General features: G+C 62.1%; 19 protein-coding genes and 1 tRNA gene. 12 read left to right on the top strand and 8 right to left on the bottom strand.

Features of this window, described 5'->3' with window-relative positions:
- Positions 1 to 160 precede the first annotated feature (160 nt).
- The 3 genes from NDB2M4_RS02250 to NDB2M4_RS02240 all read left to right on the top strand — a co-directional run bounded on the left by NDB2M4_RS02250 (position 161) and on the right by NDB2M4_RS02240 (position 1,868).
- Positions 161 to 1,039, top strand: a complete 879-nt coding sequence (locus NDB2M4_RS02250) for a ParA family protein (RefSeq protein ID WP_072369497.1) — start codon at positions 161 to 163, stop codon at positions 1,037 to 1,039.
- Positions 1,040 to 1,056: 17 nt separating this feature from the next.
- Positions 1,057 to 1,515, top strand: coding sequence for a hypothetical protein (locus NDB2M4_RS02245; RefSeq protein ID WP_139247062.1), 459 nt, complete (start codon positions 1,057 to 1,059; stop codon positions 1,513 to 1,515).
- A 104-nt stretch (positions 1,516 to 1,619) separates the two neighbouring features.
- Positions 1,620 to 1,868 carry a hypothetical protein gene (locus tag NDB2M4_RS02240; protein ID WP_072369491.1) on the top strand — a complete coding sequence of 83 codons (249 nt, stop codon included), beginning with the start codon at positions 1,620 to 1,622 and terminating at the stop codon, positions 1,866 to 1,868.
- On the opposite strand, the gene fabI is transcribed toward NDB2M4_RS02240, so the two are convergent.
- From fabI to NDB2M4_RS20140, 3 genes are all read right to left on the bottom strand, one after another.
- Positions 1,853 to 2,626, bottom strand: a complete 774-nt coding sequence (gene fabI / locus NDB2M4_RS02235; protein ID WP_072369489.1) for an enoyl-ACP reductase FabI — start codon at positions 2,624 to 2,626, stop codon at positions 1,853 to 1,855. The genes NDB2M4_RS02240 and fabI overlap by 16 nt on opposite strands.
- A gap of 138 nt (positions 2,627 to 2,764) precedes the next feature.
- On the bottom strand, positions 2,765 to 3,343 hold the full coding sequence (locus tag NDB2M4_RS02230; protein WP_072369477.1) for an NYN domain-containing protein: 579 nt from the start codon (positions 3,341 to 3,343) through the stop codon (positions 2,765 to 2,767).
- Positions 3,344 to 3,420: 77 nt separating this feature from the next.
- Positions 3,421 to 3,876: a Spy/CpxP family protein refolding chaperone gene (locus tag NDB2M4_RS20140; RefSeq protein WP_171988003.1), complete on the bottom strand. Its 456-nt coding sequence runs from the start codon at positions 3,874 to 3,876 to the stop codon at positions 3,421 to 3,423.
- Positions 3,877 to 4,333: 457 nt separating this feature from the next.
- On the opposite strand from NDB2M4_RS20140, the gene NDB2M4_RS02220 reads away from it, so the two are divergent.
- The 3 genes from NDB2M4_RS02220 (at position 4,334) to NDB2M4_RS02210 (ending at position 7,286) form a co-directional block, all read left to right on the top strand.
- On the top strand, positions 4,334 to 5,059 hold the full coding sequence (locus tag NDB2M4_RS02220) for a response regulator (RefSeq protein WP_072371672.1): 726 nt from the start codon (positions 4,334 to 4,336) through the stop codon (positions 5,057 to 5,059).
- Positions 5,056 to 6,303, top strand: a complete 1,248-nt coding sequence (locus tag NDB2M4_RS02215) for an ATP-binding protein (RefSeq protein WP_072369473.1) — start codon at positions 5,056 to 5,058, stop codon at positions 6,301 to 6,303. The genes NDB2M4_RS02220 and NDB2M4_RS02215 overlap by 4 nt, the downstream gene beginning before the upstream one ends.
- Before the next feature lie 185 nt (positions 6,304 to 6,488).
- On the top strand, positions 6,489 to 7,286 hold the full coding sequence (locus NDB2M4_RS02210; protein WP_083555667.1) for a DUF2189 domain-containing protein: 798 nt from the start codon (positions 6,489 to 6,491) through the stop codon (positions 7,284 to 7,286).
- Positions 7,287 to 7,411: 125 nt separating this feature from the next.
- Here the strand turns inward: NDB2M4_RS02210 and NDB2M4_RS02205 are convergent.
- Positions 7,412 to 7,486: transfer RNA gene (locus NDB2M4_RS02205), tRNA-Gly, on the bottom strand.
- 118 nt (positions 7,487 to 7,604) lie between these two features.
- A complete protein-coding gene (locus tag NDB2M4_RS02200; protein ID WP_139247061.1) occupies positions 7,605 to 8,015 on the bottom strand; it encodes a hypothetical protein in 411 nt (136 codons plus the stop codon).
- 159 nt (positions 8,016 to 8,174) lie between these two features.
- Here NDB2M4_RS02200 and NDB2M4_RS02195 point away from each other — a divergent pair, with 159 nt between their 5' ends.
- From NDB2M4_RS02195 to NDB2M4_RS02170, 6 genes are all read left to right on the top strand, one after another.
- A complete protein-coding gene (locus NDB2M4_RS02195; RefSeq protein WP_072369459.1) occupies positions 8,175 to 8,669 on the top strand; it encodes a prolyl-tRNA synthetase associated domain-containing protein in 495 nt (164 codons plus the stop codon).
- A gap of 211 nt (positions 8,670 to 8,880) precedes the next feature.
- Entirely contained in the window at positions 8,881 to 9,792 is a 912-nt protein-coding gene (gene trxA / locus NDB2M4_RS02190; protein WP_072369457.1) for a thioredoxin, read from the top strand.
- Between the two features lie 40 nt (positions 9,793 to 9,832).
- On the top strand, positions 9,833 to 10,516 hold the full coding sequence (locus NDB2M4_RS02185; protein WP_072369455.1) for an LON peptidase substrate-binding domain-containing protein: 684 nt from the start codon (positions 9,833 to 9,835) through the stop codon (positions 10,514 to 10,516).
- Positions 10,517 to 10,530: 14 nt separating this feature from the next.
- Positions 10,531 to 10,746, top strand: a complete 216-nt coding sequence (locus NDB2M4_RS02180; RefSeq protein WP_072369454.1) for a Trm112 family protein — start codon at positions 10,531 to 10,533, stop codon at positions 10,744 to 10,746.
- A 95-nt stretch (positions 10,747 to 10,841) separates the two neighbouring features.
- Positions 10,842 to 13,229 (top strand): PAS domain-containing hybrid sensor histidine kinase/response regulator, encoded by a 2,388-nt coding sequence (locus tag NDB2M4_RS02175; protein ID WP_139247060.1) that lies wholly within the window; start codon positions 10,842 to 10,844, stop codon positions 13,227 to 13,229.
- Positions 13,230 to 13,445: 216 nt separating this feature from the next.
- Entirely contained in the window at positions 13,446 to 14,414 is a 969-nt protein-coding gene (locus NDB2M4_RS02170; protein WP_072369450.1) for a l-ornithine N(alpha)-acyltransferase, read from the top strand.
- A gap of 20 nt (positions 14,415 to 14,434) precedes the next feature.
- Here NDB2M4_RS02170 and NDB2M4_RS02165 read toward each other — a convergent pair whose 3' ends face one another.
- The 3 genes from NDB2M4_RS02165 to NDB2M4_RS02160 form a co-directional block, all read right to left on the bottom strand.
- Complete coding sequence (locus NDB2M4_RS02165) at positions 14,435 to 16,324, bottom strand: EAL domain-containing protein (RefSeq protein WP_171988002.1); 1,890 nt, start codon at positions 16,322 to 16,324, stop codon at positions 14,435 to 14,437.
- 143 nt (positions 16,325 to 16,467) lie between these two features.
- Positions 16,468 to 16,599: a hypothetical protein gene (locus tag NDB2M4_RS20570; RefSeq protein ID WP_280173520.1), complete on the bottom strand. Its 132-nt coding sequence runs from the start codon at positions 16,597 to 16,599 to the stop codon at positions 16,468 to 16,470.
- Between the two features lie 78 nt (positions 16,600 to 16,677).
- The gene (locus tag NDB2M4_RS02160) at positions 16,678 to 17,649 is read right to left on the bottom strand and encodes a response regulator (RefSeq protein ID WP_072369445.1); all 972 of its coding nucleotides are present in this window, start codon (positions 17,647 to 17,649) and stop codon (positions 16,678 to 16,680) included.

Here is a 17,649-nt window from a genome sequence, read left to right as displayed (position 1 = left end):
GCGACGGTTTACAGGAGGCTATCTGGCGCCACGAAGTTGCGTGCGTCGTGCGGCGCGATTGTGGTGCGTTCCCATGGTTGCCATATTCCCGCGCAATGCAAGGTGGTTGGGTGCTCCAGGATCGGGGTGCCGAGGGGCCGGGTGGGGAAGTCCAGACAGCATGCGCAACTCGATCGCAGTGATGAACACCAAGGGCGGCGTCGGCAAGTCGACGCTGGTTCTAGCCCTCGCCGAGACGATCTCGGCGTACCACCGCAAGAACGTATTGGTGATCGATAGCGACGCCCAGGCCAGCGTCTCCAGCATGCTAATGAGCGTTTCGAGCCTCTATAAGCTTCAGAGCGAAGGGGCGACGATCGTCGACTATCTCCACGGCCGCGTGCTCAAGAACCAGGTAATCGACTGGCCGAAGTTCATCGTGCGCAATGTCTCGGACGTCGATGACGCGCGCTCGGTGTTCCTGCTGCCGAGCGATATGCAACTCACGCTGCTGGAGCGGGAGGTCTCGAAGGAGAACCTGCACGGGCGCCTGCGCGAGGTGATCGGCGAATTGCTCAACGGTGTGCGACGCGTGTTCGACATCGTGCTGATCGACTGCCCTCCGGGGCTGTCGGTGCTGACGGAGTGCTGGCTGCGCGAGGCCGACTATCACATCTCGCCGACAAAGGCGGATTATGTGTCCGTATGCGGGCTCGAGGTGTTCCGCCGCTTCAAGAGCCTCAATCCCGAGATGGGGTTTGCGCAGAACCTCGGCGTCATCGTCAATATGAAGGAGCCGAACTCGGTCTCCGACGAAGAATATCATCGCTGGCTGCAGGACAACCCGGACAACGCCTGCTTCGCGCAGGCGATTCCGCGGATGCCCGCGCTGCAGGATGCGGCCAACTTCCAGACCTATGAGCGTAGCTATTTGGCGAAGTATCCGGGGCAGGTCGGAACGGCGGTTCGCAACCTGACCAACGAGGTTATGGCGCGGCTCAGCGAAGACGCCGGCGAAGGGACGCAGCCCGAAAATTCTCCGGCTGCCGCCAGCGCCTGACATTGAGGCTCAGCGCCATGCAGCACGGTTTCATCTCCAGCATCTCCCGGGGTGCGGCGGCTTTGGCCTGTGGCTTGGCCCTCGTTGCTCCAGCGGCCGCTCTGGAGGTGAAAAGTTGCGACGAAGCGCATGTCGGGCTGGAGGATCTGATCGCTCCGGCTGCCAAGCATAGCCGCACCTTCAAAGACGATTCCATCAGCGTCTATTCGGTCGACACCGTGGAGCCTGTGTGCTGCGCGGCGGGCGTAGCGGTAGTCATGCCGGATGTCAGCGACGAGGCGGGCGGCAGCAAATGCGTGGCGGTGGTCGGTGTCGCGTCGATCCAGCTCGATGAAGCGACGGCCGAAGAGGATCCGGCCAAGGGGCTGCTAATCACGATCCCGACACGGGTTTTCAATGATGTCGCGGACTCGGCGCCAGGTGATCCGATGCGGATCCGGGTCGATGTTGATAAAGGGTCTGCGACGCTCGAATGATGCTGCCGCATTGGTGTGGCAACCGCATTTATTTCGAGTGAATAGGAACTTTCAAGACTCGCGCCTCTTCTCTTTGAAATTCCATTGGGAATCAGGGGCCAAAAATGACCGATAAATTTACAGGCGAACTACTTTCACGCATGACGCCGGCGCTGCAGCGCAGGTACGACGTTGCCGCTGCAATGCCACTCGAAATCAAACTGCGGCTCGAGCGGCTGCGGCTTCTCGACATCATCCGCGAGGAGCGGCAGCTGGTGGCGGCTTCCGAGACAAAGGTCGCGATCTGCGATGCAGCCGAGACCATGCCGGTGACGGCTAAGACATCGCCGATCGTTCATCACGCCATAATGTGAAAACCTGCGTCGGCGTAGGTCACCGAACCAGTGAGCGGAGAGCCTGCGTCGCTGGCAAGGAATGCCGCGACTTTGCCGATCTCTTCGATGCTGACCAGCTTCTTTGCCGGCGTGTGCTTGCGCACTTCGTCCAGCAGCTCATCGAAGCGCTCGATGCCGGATGCGGCGCGCGTCTTCACCGGGCCGGCGGATATGGCATGGACTCGGATGGACTTGTCGGCAAGATCGGCGGCGAGATATCGGACGCTGGATTCCAGCGCGGCCTTCACCGGGCCCATCAAGTTGTAGTTCTCGACAACCTTGTCGGCGCCGTAGAACGAGACTGTCATGAGGCAGCCGCCGCTCGTCATCAGCGGCAGAGACAGCTTTGCCATGCGGATGAACGAGTGACACGAGACGTTCATCGCCGTTGCGAAGCCGTCGGCAGAGCAGTTGACCAGCGACGTGTGCAGGTCCTCGCGCGGGGCGAAGGCGATGGAGTGAAGCAGGAAGTCGAGCCTGCCCCAGCGTTTTGTGATGCCGTCGAACACGGCTTCGAGCTGACCCGCGATGCGTACATCACACGGCCCGACTAACTCGGCGGACAATTCGTCCGCGACAGGGCGTACGAACGGCTCGGCCTTTTCGTTGAGATAGGTGACCGCCAAATCGGCGCCGGCTTCGCGGAAAGCCCGCGCGCAGCCGGCGCCGATGCTGTGTTCGTTGGCGATGCCGACGACAAGGCCACGCTTGCCCGCGAGATCAACGATTGCCGTCATCGGGTACCTCACCTTAGTGCGCTCTGCCCGTGCACGAAACGTTAGGCAGCAGAGCCTCAGGATTTGGTAAGTTCGATGACGGTTGCTCGTGACCCAGCTCAAATGCCGCACATCTTGCGGCGGCTCTCTTGTGGCGTTTCAGTTCGCGGCGCTTTCAGGCATCTCGGGGCGGCGACCGTTCATAGGCCGTCTTTCCTCGCGCCGCTCCTCCCGGCCGATGATGGGTCGCAGGTCGTCCAGTTCGAGGAAATAGTCGGCCTGCCGGCGTAGGTCATCGGCAAGAAGGGGCTCGGCGCGCAATGTCGAAACGATTGTGACACGCCGCGCCCTGCCTTGAAGAGCAGCCAGCAACGGGATGTAGTCGGACGATCCGGTAAACAGCACGAAGTGATCGATGCGGTCGGAGATCTGCATCGCATCGACGGCCAAGTCGACGGCGATCGCGCCCTGACAGCCGGCGGTGGTCAAGTCCTTGGCGATCCGGCTGATGACTGAGAAGCCATTGTAGCTGAGCCAATCGAGCAGCGGTCGCAGTGTACTTTGCGAGCGGTCGGGAGAAAGCGCCGCGTAGTAGTGCGCTCGAACGAGATAGCCACGCTGCTGGAACATCGCCAGCAGGCGCTTGTAGTCGATGTCGAGCTTCAATGCCTTTGCGGCCCGTTCCAAGCTGGGGCCGTCGATGAGGATAGCTAGACGCTCGGGAATGCTGTGAGCCATGGAGTTGCCTTCAGATTTGCCTGACCATCTCGCAAAGAAAAAAATCGGGGCGGCGATAATTGCCGCCCCGCCGGGCACTAACGCCCGGGTGGCGGCAACGGGGGGCCATTGTCGCCAAAACCGCTATGTGGGGGACCGGGAGGTGCGGGTGGCACCATGCGAGCTTCGATGAGCGCCAGCTTCTGCAGCTGATCCGGGGTGAGCTTGGTGCGGAGGCTCTCGATCGCGCGCTTTAGAGCTTCAGCACTGCGGCCGCGCTCGATGGTGTCGTCGGCGATCCGTTGCACCATCTCGAACGGCGCGCGTGCCGCTTTCGGTGCATCGGAGCCCTGGACGACCTGCTCGGGGCGCGGCGGCTTCGGCGGCTGCATCACGCTGATCATCGCGTCGGTGAAGTCGCGCCAAGCGTCCAACTGGGCGGAACGAATTCCGAGTTCGACTTCGAGGCGAGAAAGGTGCTCGGCGACGTTCGGCGGAGGGCCGCGATGCGGGCCTTTTGCAGGTGCCCCTGCGGCCATCATCGGACTTGCCATCGGCCCGGGGACGCCAGGGCCTCGGTCAAAGCTCGGAGGGCCCGGCATCTTTGCCGAAGGCCCGACGTCGGGCCGACCCGGGAGTGGTGCCTGCGCCAGGAGCGTGCGCTCGTCCGTTTCAGCGCGGGCAATGACAGCGGCAGATTCGTCGGCTGAAGGTGGCGACGGCGTCTGTCCCCAGGCAGGGGGGGCGAAGAGCGGCAGGCTTGCCACGAAGGCTAACCGGGCCAGCAGGGGTGTGCGGTACATTAGCGGGCTTCCTTAACGTTGGCACCCCACTGAAGTACTGCGCTTTGTTTTCCCGGGTTCGTCCTGGTGTGTCCGAACATGTCGCGAAACGGCAAATTTATGTCGAAACGTTGCCGATCGCCGGGGCCACATGGTTCGTTACAAAATGCCCCTCGCTCGCCACATGTCGTCCGGCTATCAACGGATAGTGGAGATGATGTTTGAGACGATGACTACGAGTGCAGCCCAAATTCTGGTCGTTGATGACGATGCGGAAATCCGCAAGTTGTTGGCGCGCTACCTCGAGGGGCAGGGCTTCCGCGTGCAGCTCGCGGGGAGCTGCCATGAGATGCGCGATCGCTTGAGCAACGGCCAGATCGATCTTGTCGTGCTCGATGTTATGCTGCCCGATGGATCAGGGCTCGAAGTCTGCCGCGACTTGAGGGCACAGCGATCAAGCGTGCCGATCATTTTGCTTACGGCGCTGAAGGAAGACGTCGACCGTATCGTGGGACTTGAGATCGGGGCCGACGACTATCTGGGCAAGCCGTTCAATCCGCGCGAGCTAAGTGCTCGCATCCGGGCCGTGCTTCGGCGTCAGGGCGGCACGGATCCTGTCGGCGAAGGTAAGGTGTATCGGTTCGACGGTTTCACAGCCGATTCTCATCTGCGGCGCGTCGTTGATCCGCAGGGAGAAAGCATTGATCTGACGGGCGCGGAATTCGACCTGCTGCAAACTTTTTTGCAGCGGCCTGGACGCGTCCTGTCGCGTGACCAGCTTCTCGACTTGACGCGCGGGCGCGATGGCAATGCACTCGACAGGTCGATCGATGTGCTGATGAGCCGGTTGCGCAAGAAGCTTGGCGACGGGGGCTCCGGTCAGCTGTTCAAGACCGTGCGCAATGGCGGATATCAACTTGCCGCCAAGGTGGATGTCACGGACACGGGCGCATGAACTCGCTACGTGTGAAGTTGGCGATGCTGCTGGTCGTGGTGATCGTCGCGGTCGTGGGGTTGTTGACCGCCGTAATGGTATATTTCCTCGGGCCGCCGCCAGGGCGACGGCACTCGATCCAGCCGGTCGTCGAAGTGATCGAAATGCTGGCGCGTGCTGCGGAAGCACCAGGCGTTTTGCCGCTTAAGCATACGCTGCCAGGCGGCATGTTAGACCCGTTCATCACGGATAACCTGCAGGAAGAGCTGCGCCAGCGCGGATCATCGCTCGACGTCCGCGCCTACAGGGGTGGCCCCGAACAGCCAAGCTTTATCGCTGCGCGAATAGAAGGAAAAGGTTGGCTGACGATGCCACTTCCCGATCTCCCGCCGCCAGGTGCAGGCTGGGGCGTGATGGGCAAATGGTTGTTGCTGCTGACCTTCGGCGCGGTGACCATCGCGGTGTTTGTGGCAAATCGCATGGTGCGGCCCCTGGTGCTCTTAGAGAATGCCGTCGAGGCAGTCGGACCCGATGCGATCCTGCCGGAGCTGCCCGAGCAGGGGCCGGCCGAGGTGCGGGCAACGGCGCGGGCGCTCAATCTTCTGTCGGCCCGCTTGCGGTCGGCGATGGAGAGCCGCATGCGCCTCGTTGCGGCGGCGGGTCACGATCTGCGCACGCCGATCACCCGGCTGCGGTTGCGCGCGGAGTTCGTGGTGAATGCGGAAGAGAAGGAGGCGTGGTTGCGCGACCTCGACGAGCTGGAGCGCATCGCGGACAGTGCTATCGAGCTGGTGCGCGATGAGTCCGACAAGGCACCGCCGCAGGATATCGATCTGGCAGCGTTCGTGCGCGAGACGGCCTTGGAGCTGCGCAACCAGGATCTCGACGTGGAGGTTGGGGAGACCGAGCCAGTGGAGGTGCGCACGAGGCGGCTGGCGCTGAGTCGGGCGCTGCGCAACCTAATGATCAATGCGGCGACGCACGGTGTGCGGGCGCATGTTGTCGTCACCGAGGCGGACGGAAAGGCCCTGGTCCGCATCACCGACGAGGGGCCGGGGATACCCGAAGGGGTCATCGGGCGTGTGTTCGAGCCGTTCTTTCGGGTCGACCCGGCGCGTCGCCAGAGCATTCCCGGCGCGGGCCTAGGGCTGTCGATTGCTCGCGAGATCATCCAGCGCGCTGGCGGGGCGGTCAGAATCTACAATGGTCCGCATGTCGGTCTCGTCCAAGAGATCGAGCTTCCGATTGCGCAGCGCGCATCCTGATCGAGCCAGTCTGCTCTCCCACTGACCTGGGTCATGAATGTGCCGCCTTTTCCTGGAGGCGCACGCAATGGTGCATTGATTGTCGCAGGCAGCATTGGCAAACTCTGAAATTGAGTTGGATCAATTTGGCTGCGCGCGCTGGTCGCACGTCGCCATCCCGTTGCTCGCAGTGCGGGGAGGGTTTCATGCCGGCAGATGGCGCTTTGCTGATGCTCATCGATGAACAACGACTGGGGTTCAAAGTCCGCAGCGTCCCGCTGGACGCCCCATGGACATGGCTTGCCAAGGGTTGGCGAGACCTGTGCGCGATGCCTTTTGCCAGCCTCGGCTATGGAGCCGTGTTCTGTGCAGTGGGCTGGCTGACCTTTGCCGTGCTGAGCCAACACGACGTCAGCTCGCTCATTGTCGTGCTAGCTGGCGGTTTCTTGCTGGTGGCGCCGCTGTTCGGAGCTGGCTTTTACGAGATGAGCCGGCTGCGGGAGAAAGGCGAGCGGGTGACGTTTCGCTCGGTCGTCGATGGCTGCGCGGGGGCGGTCGGGCGGCTCGCGATGTTCGGTATCGTGTTGTATTTCGCTTACTTCCTTTGGGTCGAGCTATCGTTCATGCTGTTCACCGTGTTCCTCGGCGGAACGGAAGTTCCCGAAGCCAGCACATTCTTCCATCAGCTGATTTTCACGAATGCAGGGCTGGGCTTGCTGTTTGCGGGCGTGCTCACAGGGGCCGCCCTGGCCGGGCTGGTGTTCTGCCTCTCCAGCGTTGCTGCACCACTGCTGCTGGTGAAGGACGTCGACCTTGTGACGGCTATGGCGACGAGCATCAGGGCGGTGCACGCAAACCGCGGACCGATGCTGCTTTGGGCGGCGATCATTGCCGGTCACATGGCGCTGGGCTTGGCGACGCTGTTTGTCGGCCTGCTCGTCATCTTCCCGTTGCTGGGGCACGCGACTTGGCACGCGTTCCGCGATCTGGTCGACCTCGACTGATCGGCGTTCGCGGGCGCTAATTCTTCTAACGTGAGACGTTGGAGCAGGCGGCTGCGCGCGAACTCACGCGGCTTGCCAGGAAGCGCAGCGTGCTTTCGCGAAGACATTGATTGTATTGAGAAAATTGGAGCGGGCGATGAGATTCGAACTCACGACCCTTACCTTGGCAAGGTAATGCTCTACCCCTGAGCTACGCCCGCATCCGATGGGTAACCGTCGCGGCAAAGCGCGGCGGAGCCGCCTTATGGCGCAACTGCGCCGGCTTTGCAAGATCCCTTAAACGGGCTTGCAAAAATGGTTGGCCGGCGGGCCCGAGGGTCAGCCCTTTTCCCCCGTGCCAGCCTTGAAATAGCTCTTCAAGGAGCACTGGGAATAGCCGCCCTCGGAGAAGAGCCGCTTCACTTCCTTGAGGGCCTGCTGGCGACCAGAGCCGACCGCGGCGGCGCATCCGGTCTTGGGGTCGGTACAGCACATAACCGCAAAAACGTGATCCATGCCGTTCGTGCTCGCCGGCTGCTCGGCACAGGTGGAGGAGACCTGCTTGCAGGCGAGCACAGCCAGCTTTTTGGCCTGATCTTTTGTGGTGGCCCAGACAACCGTCGAAGAGTTCTCGAGATTGGGGGCGATGGCGGCCCAACGTTCCTGGGCGCCCGCCGAAATCGAGGACATTGTCAGCAAGACTAGGCCGAGGCCCAAGATCGCGCAGGTAGCGGAAGCTCTGGCAGGCATCGGGGCTCCTCAGATGACGGACTGCCGATGCTAGCCTTGGGCGGTACGCCCTTCAAGCGTGGGGCGGGCCGAAAGCGCGTCTATCCGCCGGCAAGCGGTTGGCGGGCGCATTCTGGCTGCTTAATTAGGGTCTTCGACTTGCAACAAACGAGTTTGCAGATGCCCGTATCCCGACAGGAGCTGTTCGATCGCCTCGCTGAACTCGGCATCGAAACGCGAACGCTCGAGCACGAGGCCGTGTTCACCGTCGCGGAAAGCAGCGAGGTAGAGCGACAGCTTCCGGGTGCCCATACGAAGAACCTGTTTCTCAAGGACGAGAGCGGGGCGCTGTTCCTGGTGGTGGCAATCGCGACGACGCGCGTCGATCTCAAATCCCTATCGCGGACGCTAGGGGCGAAGCGCTTCAGTTTCGGCAAGCCGGAGCTGCTTCAGGAGGTGCTGGGGGTGCCGCCGGGATCGGTTACGGCGTTCGCGGTGATCAATGACGTATCAAAGCAGGTGGCTGTCGTGCTCGATGCGGATCTGCTGAAGCATGAGACGATCAATTGTCATCCTTTGGAGAACACTGCGACAACCAACATTGCGTGGGGGGACCTGATGCGCTTCATTCGCTCCTGCGGGCATGAGCCGCGCGTCGTGGAGCTTGCAGACTAGGCGTCCCAGGGGCGTAGTTCTACGCTCGGCTCCAGCAAATTCGCCGCTGAGACAGCGACTTGTAGATTCGCATCCAAACCCCGATCTGGCTTGTGGCCAATGTCTCGAGGAGGTGCTGGCCGCAGAGGCCTCGAATTAGGTCGCCCAAACGGCGTTTTCTGGTATTCAGAAGCGGTCGACGGGGCATTTGATCCGTCGCTAGGAGAGGAACATGGAATTCGGGCTGAAGGCATCTGCGACAGGCGCAGCCGATGCCGACATCATCAAGGATTCAACGTCGGCTTCCTTTGCCAAGGACGTGATCGAAGCCTCCCGCACGGCCGTTGTCGTGGTGGACTTCTGGGCTGCGTGGTGTGGTCCATGCAAGCAACTGACGCCGATACTTGAGAAGGTTGTCAGGAGCTACGGCGGCAAGGTCCGCCTGGTGAAGATCAACGTCGACGAACATCCAGCTATCGCCGGGCAGCTGCGCGTGCAGTCTTTGCCAACGGTGTACGCCTTCCGCGACGGTCGTCCGCTCGACGGTTTCATGGGCGCACAGCCCGAGAGCGCGGTTCGCGAGTTCATCGAGCGGCTGATCGGCGGCGACGCCGAGGACGACATCAACGCGGTACTGGCGACGGGCGAGGAAGCTCTCCAGGAAGGCGATGTGCAGGCGGCTGCGGAAGTCTTTGCGGCGGTGTTGCAAGAGCATAAGCAAAACCCGGTCGCACTCGCAGGGCTTGCTCGCTGTTATCTGCAGACGGGCGACATCGACCGCGCCGAGCAGATGATCGGTTTGATCGCGCCGGACGATCAGAAGTCGCCCGCGGTCGAGCAGGTGCGCGCGGCGTTGGAGCTGGCGCGCAAAGCTGGCGGCGAGGACAATCGCGCTGAGCTGGAAAAGCGCGTTGCCGCCAATCCGGCTGACATGCAAGCGCGCTTCGATCTGGCCGTGGCGCTGGCCGCGCGTGGAGCGAAGGCGGAAGCGGTGGAGCACCTGCTCGATCTCGTTCGCCGCGATCGCATGTGGAACGAAGAGGCGGCCCGCAAGCAGCTCGTGCAGCTCTTCGAGGCGTGGGGCTTCAAGGATCCCGCTGCAATCGAAGGCCGGCGGCGGCTGTCGTCGATCCTATTTTCGTAGGCTCTAGCCAATCTCGCTGCAGTGGAAGGATTCGAGCCCAGTGTCCCCGACTGACCGTTACCGGCGCCCAGCAGATCTTCCGCCACGCATTCCGGTTTTCCCTCTGCGTGGTGCGATTTTGTTGCCGCGGGCGACGCTGCCGCTCAACGTGTTCGAACCCCGCTATCTGGAGATGCTGGACGACGTGATGGCCGGGGACCGGCTGATTGGAATTATTCAGCCCGCGGCTGCCGATGTGGGCGAATTCGAGGAAAGCCCGCTTGAGTCCGTGGGGCTGCGGAACGTCGGCTGCGTCGGCCGGGTCACGAGCTATCAAGAGACGGACCACGCGCGGCGGATGATCACCCTTACGGGCATCATGCGCTACGACGTCCTCGACGAGGCCGTCACCGACCTGCCGTATCGCGTGATGAGCGTGAGCTATGATCGATATGCCAGCGATCTGAGCGAGGGCCTGGGCGAAGAGCAGGTGGACCGCACGAACCTTCTGCGCGTGCTGCGGTCGTATCTCGATGCCAACAAGCTCGAGGCCGACTGGCCGGCGATACAACGGGCTTCGAGCGAGTTTCTGATCAATGCACTTTGCGTGATGTCGCCTTATGGGCCTGAGGAAAAGCAGGCGCTGCTCGAAGCTCAGGATCTCAAACGCCGCGCGGATGTGCTGGTGGCGTTGGCCGAAATGGAATTGGCGTCGAGTGGAAATAGCGGCAGCACGCTTCAGTAGTCTGGAATTCTGGGATGCCGCAGACACCGCAATCATCCGGGCAGAAGGTCGACGCGAAGCTGCTCGAGGTGCTGGTTTGTCCGCTAACCAAAACGCGGCTCGACTATGATGCTGAAGCGCAAGAGCTGATCAGCCGTGCCGCGGGGCTAGCGTTTCCGATCATTGACGGCGTTCCACGCATGCGCCTATCCGACGCGCGCGCCTTGGATGCGGGTCCTGCGGGTCGATAAGACGCCGATTAACCAACTCGCTTCAACGTTTAGCAACCACCGTATGATTGCTTTGACGCAACCTCATTCAGTTTTGCGTAACGGGTTTGATTGGTGTGAAGCGTCTCAAATTAGCGGACGCCCCGGGTGTCGTGCGGGCCGGCGATGCAAAGTCGCGCAGGTCACGTGAGTACACCTCGGAGCGTATAGCCGGCATCCCTTCCGGGGTGCTTGCAGGGCGCCATTCGGCTGATCCCAATTCGCAATCCGTCATCTCCTTGCTGATGCTGCTGTCGGGGCTTTGCTGTCTCGTCGTGGCGTTTGCGCTGCTGCCGGGTCCTCTCTCGGCGCTGCAGGTTTTTATCGCCCTGGGACTTGGGCTGACGCTGGTCTCGATCTATCTGGCGTTCACTGCTCGCGCGGGTGCCGGCGCCGCGCAGATGGAGAGCGTCGCGCGCATCGAGCGGCGGCTCGAGCGGCTGCAGGATGCACGGTGGGAGTTGAACGAGGAGGAGGCTCGCTATCGCGCGCTGCTCGATTCGCAGGAGGAAGCCATTCTGCGGCGCGACGAGCATGGGCTGCTGACCTTCGCCAACAAAGCCTTCCTGGATATGTTCGGGCTCAAGGCAGAAACTGCATTGGGGACGCCGTTCGTCGCCAAGCTGTGCGAGGAATGCGCGCACGAGCCGCTGTCTACGACGAGCGGCGTAAGACGGCAGCGGATTGTGCAGCACGTCTTGACCGTGGCGGGGCCGCGCTGGATCGAGTGGGAGGAGCAGCTCGTCGCCGGACCTGACGGCACACGCCTGGAAGTGCAGTGCGTGGGCCGGGATGTGACGCAGCGGAAACGGGCGGAGATGCACCTGGCGGAGGCGCGTGATCTGGCTGAATCGGCCAACCGCGCGAAGGGCCGCTTCCTCGCGACGATGAGCCATGAAATTCGTACGCCGATGAACGGTATCCTCGGCATGGCAAGTCTTCTGTCCGAGACCGAGCAGACGCCGGAGCAACAGACATACGTGCGCGCGATCGATCAGTCGGCGCGCACGCTGTTGGCGCTGATCGACGAGATTCTGGATTTCTCCAAGATCGAGGCTGGCAAGCTGGCGCTCGTTGAAGCGCCCTTCGCGCTTAATGTGTGCGTGCAGGAGGCCGTCGAACTGTTGGCACCGCGCGCCCACGAGAAGGGACTCGAGATTGCCTGGACGGTCAGCCCGCAGCTGCCGAACATGGTCATCGGCGACGAGGCGCGCTTCCGGCAGATCCTACTGAACCTGTTATCGAATGCGGTGAAGTTCACCGACGCGGGCGGTGTCAGCGTACGTATCACGCGGAGGGGCGAGCCGGTTGGCTCGCGAATCGACATTGAGATGACGGTCGAGGATACCGGCATCGGGATGTCGGCCGAGGACATGCGTGTCCTGTTCTCGGAGTTTGAGCAGGCGGACGTTGCCGTGCGACGCCGTGAGGGTGGGACGGGACTGGGGCTCACCATTTCCAGAGAGCTTGCCCGGGCGATGGGCGGAGATATCCGCGTCACCAGCGAGCTTGGCAGGGGGTCGGTTTTCAGCGCTGCACTGATGCTGCAGCGCGCCAGGAACGATTCGACAGATGGTGAGGCGATCGCAGGGGCGGACGATGCCCGCGTACTGCTGGTGTTCGACCGCCCGCTAGAGCGCCGGGCGTTGGGAGAGGTTCTCGATGCCGCAGGGGTCGCCGCGACAGAGTGCGGTTTCGCATCGGCCGTAGACCATCTCATAGCTGCTCAACGCGAGGGTGCGCCGTTCGACCGCATCGTCATTGATGGGGCGGAGGGGGTTGCGGAAGCGGGAAAGCTGCTGAGCAACGCGCGCGAGATCAATAAGGAGCGCGGTGTGCGCGGCATCGTGCTGGTCAACGTGCTCGCGCGCTCGATGCTGTCGGAATTCCGTGATGTCGGATTTGATGCCTATCTCGTTAGGCCAGTCCGGCCGAGCTCGCTGATGATTCAATTGGGCTTGCAGCGCAATGGGGCAGGTGACGGCGCGAGAGAGCGTGATTGTGCGCGTGAAGTTCCTGTGGGGGTTCGAGCCGGTTCGGTGCAACGCGTGCTGCTTGCGGAAGACAACGAGATCAATCTGCTGCTGGCCAAGCGCGTGCTCGAGAAGTGCGGCTGTGAATACGTTGCCGTCTCGAACGGTGCGGAGGCCGTGGCGTTCATGCAGCGGTCGTTGGCGGGTGATGCCGAAGCCATCGATCTGGTGTTGATGGATATTTTCATGCCTCACCTCGACGGCATGGAAGCGGCACGCGCGATCAGAGCGCTTTATGCGCGGGAATCCGATACCGTGAAGGCGCCTCCAATCATCGCGCTGACGGCAAGTGCCTTTGCCGAGGACCGGCAACGGTATCTGGAATCTGGCATGGACGACTACCTCGCCAAGCCGTTCGACAAGGCCGGATTGGAGGGCGTACTGCGCCGCTGGTTCGGCCCATTGCCGGGAAGCCACACCGACCCGGCCTGAATTGCGCCGCAGGCCCCCCGCAATTTCGCACACATGATCAGCGAAAGTGCGCTACCCCCATGGGCAACAAGTAAAAAGTCTGTCATGGAGACATGCTATGCGGCGCAGTTGGCGGGGGATGCCAACAACGCTGCTCGACCGACTGCGCAAGGCGCTTCAAGCCAGGCTTCGGGAATCGTATGATGCCAGCGGGACTGGCAGGGGAGAGATCTAGCGATGAAGCAGGCGGCCCGGCGGATGGCCACCCGGTTGGCCCGTAGCCCGAAGTGGCAGGCGGTCCCCGGCGGTCTGTTGGCACTGCGCGCCCTGAGTGATGCGGGTAACGCGGGATTCCCCTTGCGCAAGCCCGACAAGGTCTATGGCAAAATCGGCAATCTCGAAGTGCGCCTCACGCGCAAGTGGCGTGACATCAAGCTTGCCCAGCGGCTGCGCTACCAGGTGTTCTACGAGGAAATGTCGGCGGTGCCGTCGTTGCGGGCGGAACTGCGCCGCAGGGATGAAGACCCCTACGATTCCGTCTGCGATCATCTGCTAGTGGTCGACGAGGCGGCTGGCCAGACAAACGAATCGTGGGGCGGGGCACGCCGCCAGAAGGTGGTGGGCACGTATCGCGTGCTGCGCCAGGAGATCGCCGAGCGTACGTTGGGCTTCTACACGCAGAGCGAATACGATATCGCGCCGCTGATCGCATCGAAGCCGCATCACCGCTTCATGGAGCTTGGGCGCTCATGCGTGCTAGAGCCGTATCGCAACAAGCGTACGGTCGAGCTGCTTTGGCATGGTCTGTGGACCTATGTGCGAGAGCACAAAGTCGATGTGATGGTTGGCTGCGCCAGCCTCGCTGGCACCGATCCCGATCAACACGCGATGGCGCTCAGCTTCCTGCATCACAACGCGCTGGCGCCTCCCGAGTGGCGTTGCCGAGCGCACGACAATCTCTACATCAACATGGACCGGCTGCCGCGCGACAAGGTCGACGCCAAGGCGGCGCTGAAAGCGTTGCCGCCGCTGGTGAAGGGGTATCTGCGTCTCGGTGCCTATGTCGGCGATGGCGCAGTGATCGACCGGCAGTTCGGGACTACCGACGTGCTGATCATTCTACCTGTCGAAAAGATCGATCCGCGCTACTTCGAGCACTTCGGTGCGCCTAACGAGGTAAAGAGCCGCGTGGCTGTCGACGCTTAGCGCGCGACGTTCATCAAGGGCTACTTCTGAGTTCGCCGGGGCTGCGGCTTCGGGGCTGGCGTTGTTGCGTCGAGCGCGGCAAGGCGCAGCGCGCACTGCTTGATCGCGCGCTTGATGCCGCTCACGCGAACCGGCGGGCTGAAATAGAAGCCCTGTGCTTCGCTATAGCCTGCGGCGCGTACTGCTGCGAGGCTGGCAGCGGTCTCAACGCCCTCCGCCACTGAGCGCATGTTCAATTCGCGTGCGAGGTCGGCCACCGATTTGACGATCGCCACGCAGTCGTGGTGCTCGGGAATGTCGCGCACGAAGCTGCGGTCGATCTTGAGCTTCTTGAAGGGGAAGCTGCGCAGGTAGTTCAAAGTCGCAAAGCAGGTGCCGAAATCGTCGAGCGAAATGAGCACGCCAAGGTCGTGCAGCTTGCGCAGGACCTCCTGCGTGCGGGCCTGATCCCGCATCAGAACCGTCTCGGTGATTTCGAGCTGCAGTCGCTGAGCCGGCAGTCCGGTCGCTTCGAGCGCTTCGATCACCGTCTCGTAGACATTGCTGGATTCGATCTGCACGGCGGATAGGTTCACCGCGACCTTGATCCCGTCCGGCCACTCCTTGGCATCAAGGCATGCCTGACGCAGAGCCCAACTGCCCATGCGGACGATCAGCCGGGTCTCTTCGGCGATGGGGATGAATTCGGAAGGCGGGATCATGCCGCGGCTCGGGTGCCGCGAGCGCATCAGGGCTTCGAAGCTGGAAACGCGGCCCTCGTGCAAATCGACGATCGGCTGATAGTGGAGAGCGAACTCGCCGCGGTCCAATGCGTCCTGCAACTCGGCGCGCAAGGGATTTGGCGAAGCGGACGGGGTGACGGCTCCGGGAGCGTAGATGGCATGGATGCCGCGCCCCATAGACTTGGCGCTGTAGAGCGCCATGTCGGCGCAGGCGAACAATTGCTCGGGATCCTGGCCGTGATGAGGTGCCAGCGCGACGCCGATGCTGGCGTCGACCTGCAGGCAATGTCCGTAGACATCGTGGGTGCCGCGGATGTTTTGCAGCAGGCGCCGCGCGAGATTATCTGCGAGGTCCTCGCGGTCAACGCCGACTTGAAGAATGGCAAACTCGTCGCCGCCGAGGCGGCCGACAACGTCGCCGGCACGCAGGCTGCTCTTCAGCCGGGCAGCTACGCTTTTCAGAAGGCCGTCGCCGACGAGGTGGCCAAGGCGGTCGTTCACCTCTTTGAAGCGGTCGAGGTCCATCCAGAGAAGGGCAAATCCCTGGCGGGGATCATAGGTCTCGAACTGCTGCTCGAGACGCTCACGGAAGTGGAAGCGGTTCGGTATCTCGGTCAGCGTGTCGTGGCGTGCAAGCCATTCGATTTTTTCGTCCGACTGACGCTGGGCCGTGATGTCCTCCTGCATGTCGACCCAGCCGCCATTCGATAGAGGCTGGTACGTCACGCGGATAACGCGGCCGTCAGGAAGATTCTGAATCTCTTCGCGAGGGCTGCCGTGCTGCAGCCTGGCAACGTGCTCTTTCACCCACTCGAGAGCGGCTGCCCTTGTCAGCTTCTTGCCCTTACGCTGCATATGATAGCAGAGGATTTCAGCAAGCGGCGTGCCGGCGCGTGTCATGTTCGCGGGCAGGACATAAATGTCGGCGTAGGCCTTGTTACAGACGACGAGACGTTGCTCGCCGTCGAACATCGACAGGCCGCGGCCCAAGTGATTGAGCGCAGCTTCAAAGCAGTTATTCAGTTGCTCGAGCTTCTCGTTGCGACGAAGGAGCGTACCGAGCTGCTGCTCGAATGTTGCCTGCAGACGTGCGACATCGTCGGCCGGCGCGGGAGACTGAGCTTTCCCTTCGCGCGCACCTTCCTGCTTCCCCGCCTCTTGGGCAAGCTTGAGCAAACTGTTCCTCACGTGTGGCATTCCCTGGAGTTGCCGCAGGGTCCCAACAACTCTATCGGATTGATGGTCTCCACAATGCTAACCGATAACAATAAGGTCGCTAAATAGTTTAGCGGGCCAGACCCTCAGAATTGCGGCAGGTCGCGACGGCAACCTCAGGGTGCGGCATCATAGTAGTACTTCACGCAGAGCGTGATCTCGTACGGCTCCGAAGACACTTCAACGTGGTGCGCGGCGCCGGGTATGATTTCGGAACCCTTTACAGCCGTCTGGGTCGTCGCGCCCATCCGCCGCGCCGACACCGGCTTGCTCAGCTTTTCTGGCAGAACTACTGGATGCGCGCGCAGCAGTTCTTGTGGGTGGCCTTAGGCGGTTTGGCTGCGAAGCGGCATTTCATCGGCTTGGCGGTTCACGACGCTGTAGCACCAGCGGCTGGAGGCCGACAAAGACTGTGCGGGCCAGATGAAGCGCGTCCAGCTCGATTGATAATCGGGGTGATAGTGGCCGCCATTGGTAGGGAACCACGCGTGGGCCTTGCGAGTGCGAAGGAGGCGCACCATGTCGTCGGGCGCGCCCTGGCTTTCCGCGGCCGCACACTGGCTCGCAGCGCTTTCAGCGTCGGAAATGAGGAGAAAGTACTCGTTGCCCTCGGCGTCACGCATCATGATGCCCTGGGGCGCGTCGGAGATGTAGTGTTCCACGATCTCGTACTTTTCGGAGAGATCGCGGAATAGTTCGACGAACGTCGGGTCGTCGAAGAAAGTGGGCTTCTGCAGGGCGAGTGCACTCTGAATTGGCGCAGAGATTTCAGCGAAGTACTGGTTCTGCAGGCGGTTGATCTCGCGGCGCAAGGCATAGGTCACGCTCGAGTCCTGCTTCTGTAGGAAGCAGTCGATGACGCCTTCATTGAAGGCGCCGATGGCCGTTTCCAGGCCGGCTTTGCCTGTGAGCAGGATAATCTTCACCGGCAAGTCGCGAATAGATCGCGAGAACTCTACGCCTGTCATCTTCGGCATATCGAAGTCGACGACGGCGACGGAGACGCGCTGTTCGCGGGCTCTATCATCGATGATCGACTGAAGCTCTGAAAGCTGCAGTTTGAGTACGAGATCACCGAACCGACTGGCTTTGCCGGGGTGCATTTCAGAGACATCGCGAAAGTAGCGTCCGAAGTTGGGATGCTGGTCGGCCTGGGCGCGGAGATGCTCCAGCGCTGCGTCGGGGCGTGTGAAGGTCTGGCACGAGACCTCTTCGCTAAACTGAAAATCCAGGCTTTCGAGAAAAAGCGGATCATCGTCAAGCACGAGGATCGAAGTAGGATGGTAGAATGGCGTCAT

Source organism: Hyphomicrobium sp. NDB2Meth4 (assembly GCF_900117445.1).
Classification (GTDB): domain Bacteria; phylum Pseudomonadota; class Alphaproteobacteria; order Rhizobiales; family Hyphomicrobiaceae; genus Hyphomicrobium_A.
The sequence above is the reverse complement of the archived record's forward strand: the minus strand, read 5'-3'. Positions and strand labels throughout refer to the sequence as shown.

What these genes read in the sequence shown, in the direction of transcription:
- NDB2M4_RS02250 (WP_072369497.1), top strand. Translation starts at nt 161, where the DNA reads ATGCGCAACTCGATCGCAGTGATGAACACCAAGGGCGGCGTCGGCAAG.
- NDB2M4_RS02245 (WP_139247062.1), top strand. Translation starts at nt 1,057, where the DNA reads ATGCAGCACGGTTTCATCTCCAGCATCTCCCGGGGTGCGGCGGCTTTG.
- NDB2M4_RS02240 (WP_072369491.1), top strand. Translation starts at nt 1,620, where the DNA reads ATGACCGATAAATTTACAGGCGAACTACTTTCACGCATGACGCCGGCG.
- fabI (WP_072369489.1), bottom strand. Translation starts at nt 2,626, where the DNA reads ATGACGGCAATCGTTGATCTCGCGGGCAAGCGTGGCCTTGTCGTCGGC.
- NDB2M4_RS02230 (WP_072369477.1), bottom strand. Translation starts at nt 3,343, where the DNA reads ATGGCTCACAGCATTCCCGAGCGTCTAGCTATCCTCATCGACGGCCCC.
- NDB2M4_RS20140 (WP_171988003.1), bottom strand. Translation starts at nt 3,876, where the DNA reads ATGGCAAGTCCGATGATGGCCGCAGGGGCACCTGCAAAAGGCCCGCAT.
- NDB2M4_RS02220 (WP_072371672.1), top strand. Translation starts at nt 4,334, where the DNA reads ATGACTACGAGTGCAGCCCAAATTCTGGTCGTTGATGACGATGCGGAA.
- NDB2M4_RS02215 (WP_072369473.1), top strand. Translation starts at nt 5,056, where the DNA reads ATGAACTCGCTACGTGTGAAGTTGGCGATGCTGCTGGTCGTGGTGATC.
- NDB2M4_RS02210 (WP_083555667.1), top strand. Translation starts at nt 6,489, where the DNA reads ATGCCGGCAGATGGCGCTTTGCTGATGCTCATCGATGAACAACGACTG.
- NDB2M4_RS02200 (WP_139247061.1), bottom strand. Translation starts at nt 8,015, where the DNA reads ATGCCTGCCAGAGCTTCCGCTACCTGCGCGATCTTGGGCCTCGGCCTA.
- NDB2M4_RS02195 (WP_072369459.1), top strand. Translation starts at nt 8,175, where the DNA reads ATGCCCGTATCCCGACAGGAGCTGTTCGATCGCCTCGCTGAACTCGGC.
- trxA (WP_072369457.1), top strand. Translation starts at nt 8,881, where the DNA reads ATGGAATTCGGGCTGAAGGCATCTGCGACAGGCGCAGCCGATGCCGAC.
- NDB2M4_RS02180 (WP_072369454.1), top strand. Translation starts at nt 10,531, where the DNA reads ATGCCGCAGACACCGCAATCATCCGGGCAGAAGGTCGACGCGAAGCTG.
- NDB2M4_RS02170 (WP_072369450.1), top strand. Translation starts at nt 13,446, where the DNA reads ATGAAGCAGGCGGCCCGGCGGATGGCCACCCGGTTGGCCCGTAGCCCG.
- NDB2M4_RS20570 (WP_280173520.1), bottom strand. Translation starts at nt 16,599, where the DNA reads ATGGGCGCGACGACCCAGACGGCTGTAAAGGGTTCCGAAATCATACCC.
- NDB2M4_RS02160 (WP_072369445.1), bottom strand. Translation starts at nt 17,649, where the DNA reads ATGACGCCATTCTACCATCCTACTTCGATCCTCGTGCTTGACGATGAT.